This window comes from Corynebacterium callunae DSM 20147 (assembly GCF_000344785.1).
Taxonomy (GTDB): domain Bacteria; phylum Actinomycetota; class Actinomycetes; order Mycobacteriales; family Mycobacteriaceae; genus Corynebacterium; species Corynebacterium callunae.
Genome location: NC_020506.1, coordinates 1,132,347 through 1,144,631, shown reverse-complemented (window position 1 = coordinate 1,144,631; position 12,285 = coordinate 1,132,347). Strand labels below are relative to the sequence as shown.

9 protein-coding genes are annotated in these 12,285 nt (G+C 51.8%); 6 read left to right on the top strand and 3 right to left on the bottom strand.

Annotation, left to right across the window (positions count from 1 at the left end):
- From cydB to cydC, 3 genes are read left to right on the top strand one after another with little or no spacing between them, the layout of a single operon-like run.
- On the top strand, positions 1–1,050 hold the full coding sequence (gene cydB / locus H924_RS05450) for a cytochrome d ubiquinol oxidase subunit II (protein ID WP_015650963.1): 1,050 nt from the start codon (positions 1–3) through the stop codon (positions 1,048–1,050).
- On the top strand, positions 1,047–2,591 hold the full coding sequence (locus H924_RS05445; protein ID WP_015650962.1) for an ABC transporter ATP-binding protein/permease: 1,545 nt from the start codon (positions 1,047–1,049) through the stop codon (positions 2,589–2,591). The genes cydB and H924_RS05445 overlap by 4 nt, the downstream gene beginning before the upstream one ends.
- Positions 2,588–4,144, top strand: a complete 1,557-nt coding sequence (gene cydC / locus H924_RS05440) for a thiol reductant ABC exporter subunit CydC (RefSeq protein WP_015650961.1) — start codon at positions 2,588–2,590, stop codon at positions 4,142–4,144. The genes H924_RS05445 and cydC overlap by 4 nt, the downstream gene beginning before the upstream one ends.
- Before the next feature lie 11 nt (positions 4,145–4,155).
- On the opposite strand, the gene H924_RS05435 is transcribed toward cydC, so the two are convergent.
- On the bottom strand, positions 4,156–5,355 hold the full coding sequence (locus H924_RS05435; protein WP_015650960.1) for a hypothetical protein: 1,200 nt from the start codon (positions 5,353–5,355) through the stop codon (positions 4,156–4,158).
- 158 nt (positions 5,356–5,513) lie between these two features.
- On the opposite strand from H924_RS05435, the gene H924_RS05430 reads away from it, so the two are divergent.
- Positions 5,514–5,912 (top strand): (deoxy)nucleoside triphosphate pyrophosphohydrolase, encoded by a 399-nt coding sequence (locus H924_RS05430; protein WP_015650959.1) that lies wholly within the window; start codon positions 5,514–5,516, stop codon positions 5,910–5,912.
- Positions 5,909–8,821 carry a DUF3427 domain-containing protein gene (locus H924_RS05425; protein ID WP_015650958.1) on the top strand — a complete coding sequence of 971 codons (2,913 nt, stop codon included), beginning with the start codon at positions 5,909–5,911 and terminating at the stop codon, positions 8,819–8,821. Before H924_RS05430 ends, H924_RS05425 begins: the two co-directional genes overlap by 4 nt.
- Here H924_RS05425 and H924_RS05420 read toward each other — a convergent pair.
- Entirely contained in the window at positions 8,814–10,319 is a 1,506-nt protein-coding gene (locus tag H924_RS05420; protein ID WP_211208121.1) for a condensation domain-containing protein, read from the bottom strand. The two genes, H924_RS05425 and H924_RS05420, sit on opposite strands and share 8 nt — an antisense overlap.
- Positions 10,320–10,533: 214 nt before the next feature.
- Between H924_RS05420 and H924_RS05415 the strand changes: the two genes are divergently transcribed.
- On the top strand, positions 10,534–11,331 hold the full coding sequence (locus tag H924_RS05415) for an alpha/beta fold hydrolase (RefSeq protein WP_029703148.1): 798 nt from the start codon (positions 10,534–10,536) through the stop codon (positions 11,329–11,331).
- On the opposite strand, the gene H924_RS05410 is transcribed toward H924_RS05415, so the two are convergent.
- Complete coding sequence (locus H924_RS05410) at positions 11,328–12,215, bottom strand: patatin-like phospholipase family protein (protein WP_015650955.1); 888 nt, start codon at positions 12,213–12,215, stop codon at positions 11,328–11,330. The two genes, H924_RS05415 and H924_RS05410, sit on opposite strands and share 4 nt — an antisense overlap.
- Positions 12,216–12,285 lie beyond the last annotated feature (70 nt).

Sequence of the window (12,285 nt, the reverse complement as noted above, 5' to 3'; positions counted from 1 at the left end):
ATGGATCTTAATACTTTTTGGTTCATAGTTATCGCCGTGCTTTTTGCAGGATATTTTCTGCTGGAGGGCTTCGATTTTGGCGTGGGAATTCTAGCTCCCGTCATCGGCAAGGATAAAGACGCACGCAATACGGTTATTAAAACCATCGGCCCAGTGTGGGATGGCAATGAAGTGTGGCTGATCTCTGCTGGCGGCGCCCTTTTTGCCGCCTTCCCAGAGTGGTACGCCACCCTATTTTCTGGAATGTATTTGCCACTTTTCCTCATCCTCGTTTCCCTAATTTTGCGCGTGGTTGGTTTGGAGTGGCGCAAGAAGGTTGATGATCCCCGCTGGTTTAAGTGGTCTGACCGCGCGGTATTTATCGGTTCCTGGGCTCCAGCGCTGCTGTGGGGTCTCATCTTCTCCAATATTGTGCGTGGCATGCCAATCGAGGCAGATCACCGCATTGATGCGGCAGCTGCACTACCGGAGATTTTTAATCCTTATGCTCTACTTGGCGCGGCAGCCTTTACCGCCCTCTTTAGCATGCACGGCCTTGCTTTTATCCGCCTCAAAACCGCAGGTCGGGTGCGCACCGATGCCGGCCGGGTGGCGGGCCGCGTCGTAACGCTTGGTGCGGTGTTGGGCGCCCCCTTTGCCCTGTGGACGGCGTTGTCTTATGGCAAGCAATGGTCGTGGATTATTGCGCTATTGATCATTGTGGCGGTACTAGTCGGCGGGTTTGGGCTGATTAAGGGCAAAGATTTCCTAGGTTTTGGAGCAACCTCAGTGGCTGTGCTTGGAGTGGCGGTGCTGATGTTTAGCGCGCTCTTCCCTCGCGTTATGCCAACTACCCTGGCCGGCGGTGTTGACCTTGATATTTGGAACGCAGCGTCAAGCGATTACACCTTAAATATTCTGACCTGGTCAGCGGTATTTGTGGTGCCTGTGGTGCTGCTTTATCAGGGCTGGACCTATTGGGTATTTAGAAAGCGCATTAGCGCCCCACCACTTAGCGCCGAGAGCGCAGGTACAGCAGGTACAGCAAGTTCAGCAGGCGTAGTGGCGTGAGTGAGACGGCAGAGTTAGAAAAGCCCACCTTCCGCGGCCCGGTTGATTGGCGTTTATTAAAGGTCTCACGCACCACCCGTAACTGGGTGGTGCTGGCTGGCGTGCTCAGCGCCGCCAAGACCTTAAGCACCGTAGCAATCGGCCTACTGGTGGGTTCTGCAACAGCGGCACTGATTGAAAATCCAGGCTCAAGCCTTGTTATGAGCACCGTGGTCTACCTTATCGCAGCGGTGATAATCCGCGGCGCCCTCACCTGGCTGCATACCCGTTATGCGCAACAGGCAGCCGCAAAAACCATTGTGGATCTGCGTGCAAAAACGCTTAAACACCTGGCCAGCATGGATCCGCGTGACATTGATCAGGCAGCCTGGCGGATCCGGCTTTCCCAGGGCTTGGATGGTTTGGGGCCTTATCTCACCGGATTTTTGCCCGCGCTTGCGGCCACGATAATCGCCACTCCCCTAATTTTGGCGGTTATTTTAAGCCTTGATTTAGGCTCTGCATTAATTGCCGTTTTTACTCTGCCGCTCATTCCGCTTTTTATGTGGCTGGTTGGCACCTTGACCGCCGGCCGCACTGAGCAACGCCTGCGCGATCTGGCCACACTTAGCGATCAACTCCTCGACCTCATCGCTGGCCTGCCCACTCTGCGCATTTTCCGTCGCCACCGCGAAATGGCCACTGAAGTGCGCCGACTTTCCGGCAGCCACGCGACATCCACTTTGGGAGTACTAAAAATCGCCTTCCTTTCCAGTTTTGTGCTGGAATTTTTGGCCACCCTTTCCGTGGCGCTGGTAGCTGTCGGCATCGGTTTCCGCCTCCTCGACGGCGAGCTCACCCTTGCCATCGGACTGAGCGTCCTCATTATCATCCCCGAGGTATATAACCCCATCCGCGAAGTAGGCACCCGCTTCCACGACGCCCAAGATGGCCTCATCGCCACCGATGAAATCCTCACACTTCTTAATAAAACAACCCCGCTTATCGACGCCTCCCCCGCAGCCAACCACGTCAGCGGAGGGCTCAGCCTTATAGTCAGCGGTTTAAGCGCCCAGGGGCGCGATGGTGTGCACCCATCAAACTTGAGCTTTGCAGCTCACCCCGGCGCGCTCACCGTGCTGTGGGGTGAAAATGGCTCCGGTAAATCCACCACACTTTTAGCAATTTTGGGGCTTGCCACATCTGGAATCTCAGGTCACATCAAGGTGGCTGATTCTGCTGGTCAAGAGCTTAAAGGCGAGCAGTTGTGGAAGCATTGTGCCTATTTACCGCAACGCCCCGTACTTGATGCAGAGTTAGTGGGCGATAATTCCCAGCTTTCACTTGGCCAGCGTCAACGCTTAGCCCTTGATAGAGAGCTTTCCCGTGGGCCTGCAGACTTGGTTTTGCTTGATGAGCCCACCGCACACCTCGACCCAGAAAATGCCCAACTCATCATCGAGCGCTTGCGCCTTGCTGCTGATAAAGGGGCCACTGTGGTTGTGGTTTCCCACGATCCTCTCTTTAAAGCAGTTGCTGATGTGGTGGTGAATGTGCAATGAATAAGCTCTCCCCCATTCGCTTCCGGGAACTAGTCCCACCTATTTTGGCTGGCACTGTCACCATGCTGGCGTCAATCACCTTGACTGTGGTTTCTGCTTGGTTAATCACCAAGGCTTGGGAGATGCCACCGGTTATGGATCTCACGGTGGCAGTTACTGCTGTTAGAGCCTTGGGCATTAGCCGCGCACTGTTTAGATATATCGAGCGCATTGTCTCCCATAAATTAGCACTTAATGTGGCAAGTCGTACCAGAGCTGCTGCTTATGAGCGTTTAGCCGCAGTTCCGGCACAGGCAATGTCCCTCAAACGTGGTGAGCTTTTAAGCCGGCTGGGTGCTGATATTGATTCACTTTCTGATGTGATTGTCCGCACCATCGTGCCCACTGGTGTTGCGGCACTGACCAGCGTGTTAGCCATTGCTTTTGCTGGCCTTTTGAGCTGGGCCGTCGCGCTGGTTTTGCTGCTTGGCCTATCTCTCGCTGCCATAATTCCCCCCGCTTTGGCAGCACGCGGGGTACGCCTTGCTGAGGAAAACCGTGCCACAGCGTTTGCCGAATACACCTCCGCCATTGACCACGTTTTAGTTGATCAAGCCGGTTTGCGAGTACGCGGCGAGATGCCTCAGGCCTTGGCTACTGCTGATCGCGCCGCCACCGCCTATGCTGCTGCCGATGAATCCGGCGCTAGCGCCACGGCCATTGGAGCCGCTAGTTCCATCTGGCTGCACGGTTTTACCGTTGTTGCAGTGTTACTGGTAGCAGGTGGTTTTTATAGCAGCGATTCCTATTCCCCACAGTGGTTAGGCGTATTGGTGTTGCTTTCTTTGGCTGCGTTTGAGTCAGTGTCCTTGCTGCCTGATGCTGCCGTCGCCCGCACGCGTGCTGCCGGCGCTGCCCAGCGATTGGCAGAGATCGCGGAAATTCCAGTGGAACAGGCACCTGCCCTGCGAGTTGCCTCCGCCACTCCACATCTGCGGGCCCATGGTCTGGTTTATGGCTGGGATTCCGATCTTGGAACCTGCGATCTAGACCTCCCATTCGGCTCCCGCCACGAGATAATCGCACCTTCTGGCACCGGTAAAACCACGCTTTTGCTTACCCTCGCCGGTTTCTTAACTCCCCGCGCTGGATCCGTAGAGATCGACGGCATCTCCCCTGCTCATCTTGCTGGCACCGTGCTTTTCAGCCCGGAGGACGGCCACATCTTTGCCACCACCCTGCGCGATAACCTAGCCCTCGGCGCACCCACCGCCACAGACTCAGACATGCTTGCTGTTATAGAGGCCGTGGGCTTGAGCGACTGGGTCAACGGCCTGGAACAGGGACTTTCCACCGTGCTACGCCAGGGAGCACATAGCCTTTCCGGCGGTCAACGCCGCCGGGTGCTGCTTGCACGTGCGCTGTTAAGTGACGCCCCCATTTTGCTTCTCGACGAACCGACTGAGCATCTTGATGCCGAAGGCTCCGCCGAAATGCTCGCATTGCTATCCCGAGACGAACTCCCTGGAGCATTAGCTAAGAGAACTGTTGTGGTGGTTCGGCATGTGAGGTGATACTGGTCGTCTTAGATAAGTTTTTTTGCTCTCGGGTTTTCTCTACCGGCAGTAAGAAAAATTTTTCGATTTAGATTTTCACCAAATCTCGCGGTAACCCGGTGCCCGGGGTTCTTATCTAAGTCCTTAAGAATTGCAATCATCTTCTTCTGTGTCTCAGATTGAGGTGGTTCAGATTTTTTGGTCTCACGGAACCATGCAAATTCTTTCTTGAGAGACTCAGGATTTGATCCCAAGAAACTCTGTTCCCTTTCCCACTTTGCAAGTGATGATCTTCTCGCATTCATAACATTCAAAAGCTCATGCAGTTTATTTCGCTCAGCATTATTTCGAATATCTTGAGAATATCGATTCCAGATCTGGCGATACTTGTAATAGTCATCTTTCAAAAAATCCAAGTATGCACTCGAAAATGGCTTTTCTACGCAGAGTTCTTCTTCTGGTTTCGACTGAGGTTGTGATTTCTCGACCATGACGTTTTTCGCCCTAGTCTTCCGGCCCTTGGGTATCTCTAGGGAAGGACGTTGGAGGTTCACTTTGGCTTCAGAATCTACGGGGTCCAGAACGGAAACTTCAGGTTCGAATTCGATATACACCGGAGTTGGGGCTTTGGGCCCCGTTCTGGTTTTGATCTGAAGACGTCGTGCTGTCTCTGCTAAATAGTCCAGCCAGCTCTTAATTTCCGCTGCAACGATCCGATCTTCAAGACTTTCGATACTTGCATTGAGCCTGTACCAATCCAAGAGATGACGACGATGAACACTAACTACTTTTCGCAATTGAGTTTCAAATTCTTCATTTGTCGGCATCGAAGACTTGGCATATCCATAGAATTTTCGACAATCGACGATTGCGGCCTCCAACAAATCACGCACATTTTCGGCAGAGAGTTCAATTGATTCGCATTCGCTGCTCAGTTCAAGATCTGCAGCCTCCCAAGCTGCTTCAATTACGGAATTTTCTTTTTCGAAAAGCTCCCTTTGAAGTTCAATGAACAACTCATCAAAAAATTCAGCTTGTTCTTCAAGCGTAATGCAGGAACTTTCAACTGCGATTTCGAGATCTTCTATTGAACTTGCCGTTCTCATTCGCTCACAAGAAGCCAATAGAGAATTGGCTCTTTCCTCCAGAAACTGTTGTACAGCTTCCAAGAAACTATTGGTGATTGCGCGAACTTCCTCGCCGAGTTGTATCGAATCTAAAGCAGGCATAAAGGCAGCTTAGAATAGACCCCGGACATACGAATACGGAATCAAACATTTAGTCTAAAAATTTAAGATACGACTTTCTAAATGTTCTCTGTACCGCATGCTTGCAATCTTTCAAGTGTTAGCATGGACCTTTCTAAACGGTACCTCGGAGGAGAATAGTGAAGAAGCGAATTAATGTAACCGGCGCAGTACTCATGCGGGATAACTTGATCCTTGCAGCACAGCGCGGTCCTCAAATGTCACTTCCCGGCTATTGGGAATTTCCTGGTGGAAAAACTGAGGAAGGCGAAACTCCTCAAGAGTCATTAGCTCGCGAGCTCCAAGAAGAACTTAAATGCACTGCCACGATCGGCGACCACGTCACAACGACAGAACATGAATATGATTTCGGCATCGTGATCTTGTCCACCTACTTCTGCACCATTGAAGCTGGCGAACCTAAACTAACCGAACATGCTGAGATCCGCTGGGTCACCCCAGCAGAGATGAATTCCCTTGAGTGGGCTCCTGCGGATATCCCGGCAGTCAATATCATCGTGGAAAAACTGTCTGCATGACTACCTTTGAAAGTGCACTGGGGAAAGACACCCAATTTGGGTTTTTAGATAGTTCAATATCTTCACAACAGCTTCTAAATCCCCTTTTGATTTCCAATGATCCACCCGACACCATGCTGCACGCCATTAAGTCGAAGCTTCGGCGATCACGCACTTTTACATTCTCGGTGGCTTTTATCTCGAGCACCGGTATTGCCCTCCTGAAGCAAGCATTGCTTGATTTTAAAGGTACTGGGCAGATCATCACGTCCCGTTATCTAGACTTCAATGATCCATCAATGTTTCGAGAGCTCATGCTCTTGGACAACGTTGAAGTTTTTATCCATCAAGATGATGGATTCCACTCCAAAGGTTATGTCTTTAACCATGATCTGGGAGTAACAGCCCTGGTGGGAAGCTCGAACCTTACTGAGAAAGCTCTCGTTGTAAATCGAGAATGGAATCTTAAGTTCTCCACCAGTCCCGATGGCGATATTGCATTCCAGTTGGACAATGCAATTGGAATGCAACTTCAAAGGTCAATTCCGCTCACTGAGGACTGGATTCGCGAATACGAAGCTAATCGACGCGCTCCTGAGCGTCTGATTTCCACTCGCCTTCCTTTAGAGCAGACTTCCAATTCTGGCCGCATCGTGGCTAATAAGATGCAGGAAGAAGCATTAGAGTCACTTCTGGAGTTGGTTAATCGAGGCGAATCTCGCGGTTTGATCATCTCTGCGACTGGTACTGGAAAGACCATTCTGGCGGCTCTCGCTACCCGCATGTTAAAACCCAGGCGTGTGCTATTTGTGGTGCACCGCGAGCAGATTTTAGACAAAGCACGCCAAGAATTTATCAAGGTCTTAGAAGAGCCAGAGGACCGTTTTGGCAAGATCGCTGGATCTATAAAGCAGCTAGATCATCCTTATGCTTTTGCCACAATCCAATCTTTGACTCAAGAATCCACTCTCAAGAAGATCGCACCTGATGCTTTTGATCTAGTCATCATTGATGAGGTCCACCGTGCCGGCGCCCAGTCTTACCTCCGACTGCTGGATTACCTCACCCCTAAATTCCTTTTGGGTTTGAGTGCAACGCCCGAACGCACTGATGGCTTTAATATCTTTGAGCTCTTTGATTTCAACGTTCCCTATGAAATCCGACTTAAAGCTGCACTTGAAGAGGATATGCTGGTCCCCTTTCACTATTACGGAGTCACGGACTTCACCATCAATAATGAAACCATTTCGGACCTCAGCAAATTAAGCACCCTGGTGAGTGAAGAACGGGTCAAACACATTGTTGAATCCCTGAGAAAATATGGCTTCCCAGAACACGTGAAAGGCTTAATTTTCTGCAGCAAGAAGGATGAAGCACATGAGCTTTCCCGCTTGCTCAATCACTGCATGCTGAATGGCAAACTGTTGCGAACTGCGGCTTTGACCGGTGATGATTCCATCTCTCAGCGTGAAGATACGGTGGCACGACTGGAAGCAGGCGAGCTGGACTATATCCTGACCGTCGACATTTTTAATGAGGGAATTGATATTCCTTCACTCAATCAAATTGTCATGCTCAGAGGCACCCAGTCCAGTATTATTTTTACCCAACAGTTGGGTCGTGGTCTAAGAAAATCTCCTGCTAAAGACCATCTCCGGGTTATTGACTTTATTGGAAACTACGACAATAACTATCTCATCCCTATCGCGCTTTTTGGCGACAATTCCAGGAATAAAGACAGCATTCGCCGACGCATGATCGACAATGAGACGGTAGGAACTCTTGCCGGCGTATCCAGTGTGAATTTTGATCCTATTGCCCAAGCACGAATCTTGGAATCCCTCCAACGGGCGCGTCTGGAAACCAAGGCAGAATTCAAAAATGACATTCTTCAGCTAAAAGATCGACTCAACCACTTGCCACAGCTCATGGATCTTGCTCGTTTTAATACGGTTGATCCAGTAGTTATTGCCTCGAAGTATAAAAATTATTGGTCGCTGTTATTTTCTTTGAAACTAGTTGACGTAGCTCCCACCAAAATGGAAGAAAACTTCCTCACTTTGCTCACCAATGAGCTGCTCAATGGCAAGAGGCCCCATGAGCTCTTGCTGCTCCGAGAGCTCCTTAAATTTGGCCAGCTCAGTGTCACGGAGTACCGCGAACTCCTTGCCTCTCAATTAACCAAGAACGACAATGAAACCATTAGCTCCGTCGAGCGGATTTTAGTCTTGGAATTCTTTACTTCCCAACAGGTGCAGAAATACGGAGAAAACCCTCTTATCCGCAAAGTTGGAGACACCTACTTCTTAGCTCCAGAATTCCAAAATGCTTTCAAGTCAAGTCCAGAAGTAACCAGGCCAGAGCACGCCTCCGAGAGCTTCCAAGCCCACGTCTTAGACATCATCGAGACCGGGCTCTATACCTCTCGCCATAGTGGATTTTGGGCTGGTGAACTCATTGTTGGCGAAAGATACACCCGCAAAGATGTGTGCCGAATTCTCAACTGGGAAAAGAATCATGAAGGCACAATTTATGGTTACAAGGTAGATCGCTTCTCCTCGACCTGCCCGATCTTTGTCACCTATCACAAATCCGAGGATGTCTCTGCCAGTACAAATTATGGGGATGAGCTTAAAGATCCACAGACCTTGCACTGGTATTCCAGGAGTAAACGGACTTTAGAAAGCGCTGAAGTCTTATCGATTACCTCAAACAGCATGCCTATTTATGTGTTTGTGAAAAAGGATGATCAGGAAGGCACAGACTTCTTTTACCTGGGCCAGGCTCATTCTCAAAACAGCCAACAAGAAGTAATGGCTGGAAAAGAAGGAGCCGAGCTTCCAGTAGTGAGTATGGATCTGCGTTTCGAGACTCCGGTGGAACAGAGCCTCTACGAATACCTCAACACCTCGTCGAAAAGCGTTAAATAGCTGCAGTTTCGACAACCCGCGCCCCGCGTGCGCGGCCGTGTTGCTCGGCCCAGGCCAGCATTTTTTCCTTCAGTCCGCTATCGCGCAGCTCGGGAATTACGTGCGGGCCTTCCACGTCAAGGCGCAGGCCACCGCCGTGCGCAAGGTCTGGCACGATGGTCAATTGCATGGTGGCAACTATTGCTCCAGCGCGGTCGCGGACCACGGCGAGGAAATGTGATGACTCATGGGTGAGCACGTCAAAGGCGGTCTCCAAAGCCTCCAAAGGTGCTGCTTCCCCATTGCCCAACAGGCGCGCGATCTCCGGGAGGTCCTCGCGGTGACCACGGCTGAGCTGGAACTCCTCAGTCAATTGCACGCCTGCTGCCATGGTGCGCATGCGGGCCACAATGCCGTCTAGCCAGCGTCCCACATTGGCGCGGGCTTCGGTGGTGTCCGGGTAACGGCAGCGCAGATGCGCGCCGGAGCGGTCCAGAATAAACCAGATCATCACGCCATCGGTGCGGGTGGCGGCGCTGACATACTGGGCGTCCAGCCCGATATCGTCAATGCTTACCGGCAGGCGTCGCAGGTCAAGCCAAGAAATGGCCAGCATGCCTGAGGTTTCGGGCATGCCTCCCCACGGCTTCAAAACTTCTGCCAGCGGATAACTGCCCAGCTGCACGGCCTCACGCACTGACTTTGCGGCAGCTTTGGGCCCTGCAGCGGTGAGCTCAATAACGGAGTTGGTAATAAACCAGCCCACACTATCGTGCCAACGCTCATCAAAACGGCTGTGCACTGGGAAGACTGCGCGTAAGGGTTGATCGGCAATTTCCTGGGTAACCTCAGCCATGATTGAGGTGGTCATGGACAACGTGCTCACGGATTCACTACGCGCGCGAGCAGAATAAATAGCTAGGTCATTAACGCCAAAAATATCGCGGACTTCAACACGCTCGGTCATGGTGACGGTATTACCCAATGGCAGCGGGAATCGTGGCATCTTGCCTTCGCCAGCTTCCAGGATTTCCTTCCACCGCTGGTGAATTTCTGGCGGAGCCGGTGGCGATTGCTGCAGCTCAAGGGTGTGTTCCTCAAAGGACAATGGCATTTCATGCAGCGTTGCACCAGTAATCGTGGAGCCTGTAATGGTAGCCATCAGATCACGCACAATGACCAGCATTGACCACATATCCACATGGGAGTGGTCACTGCCGATAATTACCGTTGGACGTGGTGCGGCATCAATAATGCACAAGCTATGGGAAGGCCGGGAATATGGCGAGCACTGGCGGTTTAGCACGCTGCGCACCACATCGTTAATGGATTCACCGGGGGCGATGGGATGTTCCACCCAACTTCCCGGGCTTACTTCAATGCGATGTGCCTGCACTTTGCCGGTTGGTCCGGTGCTAAAAGTAGTGCGCAAGGTGCCGTGGCGTTCGATGACATTAAGCCAAGCTTTTTCTAATTCTTTGTGGCTAATGGCCTTAGGCAATGAAATACTAATAGCCATCCAGCTGCCAGGGCGCTCGCCGGCGCCGACGTGCCTGCCCTGGTCAAAGGACACTGGTACAGCCTCGCCCGGCGCGGAGGCGCGAACGTGGTAGCTATGTAATTTTCCGAAGGGAAGTTTCAATTGGTCTACATGTGTCAGCCTCATAGCGCTATCATAAGCTAAATATCTATAATTCGACAGAAACCTGTTAATTGGCCTGCTGATTGGAGCGATCATGACGCCGCTAGAGCACAGTACCTTTGAGGTCCCCGGTGCCACACTTTCCCTTTCCTACAGCGATGAGCACGGCCATCCAGTCATTCAATTACACGGCCTGACCTCCTCGCGCGACCGCGATCGCTTATTAGACCTCGACCTCGGACGGGGCCTTTCAGGCACCCGCCTTTTGCGTTATGACGCCCGTGGGCACGGCCGATCCACCGGCCGGCAACGCGCGCAGGACTACAACTGGGAGACGCTTTGCGACGACCTACTCGCCGTACTTGATCACTACTTTCCGGGGGAACAGGTCCATGGTGTTGGACCTTCAATGGGCTGCGCCACGTTATTGCATGCAGCAGTTCGCAGGCCTTCACTTTTTAGTGGATTAACCCTCATGCTGCCACCTACGGCGTGGGATACTCGTAAAGCTCAGGGCGCTGATTACCTCTCCCGTGCGGAATTTATTGAGACGCATGGAATGGATGCTTTGCTTAGAGCCGAGCAATTAAATGCCAAGCCTCCAGCTACTGTCGGTGTTCCTGATACCGTTCCCGATGTTCCAATCGAACTACTACCTTGGGCTTATCGCGGTGCGGCAGCCAGTGATCTTCCCACCCGCGAAGAAATCGCCCAGATCAATGTGCCCACCACAATCTTGTGTTGGGTGGACGATCCCGGTCACCCGGTTTCCACCGCCGTGGAACTCACCCGCTTATTAAATGATGCCCAATTGCGCATCGCCGCCACCCCAGCGGAGGTTTCGCAATGGCCCAAGCACCTTTGTGATGATCTAGGCCTGGATTTTTAGGCTTGCAAAAAATCCATCATGGCGGGCCAATCCCTCTTGGTTTGGCGCATTCCTGAATCAAAGGTGGCACGCAACTTGGCCAAGTTGATTTCAGTGTTTTGGATCTTCATATCCTCTGCGAAAAACACATAGGCTTGGCCTGCTGTTTCGAGCTCCAAAATGCGCTGCTTGGTGGCGTTATAGAGCGCAGGCCGGCCAATGGTGGCAGCTGCAATCGCAGGATATCTCCGCAGCGCTGCCCTAATAAACCCGGGCCGCGCAATTTCTGGGCGCCAATATTCACGTGGCCTGGAAGCCAACACTAGGAACTTTTTAAATCCTGCATCGATAGCTGGCTGCAGCATCAAGCCACCGGTCTCACCCACTGCACCATCAACATAGGGTGCGCCATCAATATAAGTCAGTGGCATAAAGCCAGGCATGGTGGAAGATGCTCTCACCCGCTTCATCAGTGAGTTAAGATCCGTTGCCGATTCCCTGCCCCAGTACACGGTCTCACCAGTATCAGCACGCACCGCAGAAATCTGGAAAGGAGTGGGATCTGCACTTAAGGTTGCAAAATCAAAGGGATAAGGCTGCGTTGGACCGGGGGCGGTTTCATAAATATATTCCGCATTAAAGTAGCCCCGGCCCCGCAGGAACGGGCGAATGCCCGAGGCATTGCGGTCTGCTGCAAAATCTACAAAACTCGCCACAGTTCTAAAGCGGTCTGCGGAAAGATAATTCACCACATGTGAAGATCCAGCAGAGACGCCGCCCACCCAGCCAAAGTGAATATTGTGCTCAATAAATTGATCTATAACAGCTGCGGTATAGGCATTTCGCGTGCCCCCGCCTTCAATTACTAGGGCTACGTCTGAAAAATGCTGAGCTGGGAAAGACATGAATTCTAGGTTAGTCCCTAAATAAAAAAGCCACCTGCCCCGCCTTGGGGTAGGTGGCTAAAAAGGATTG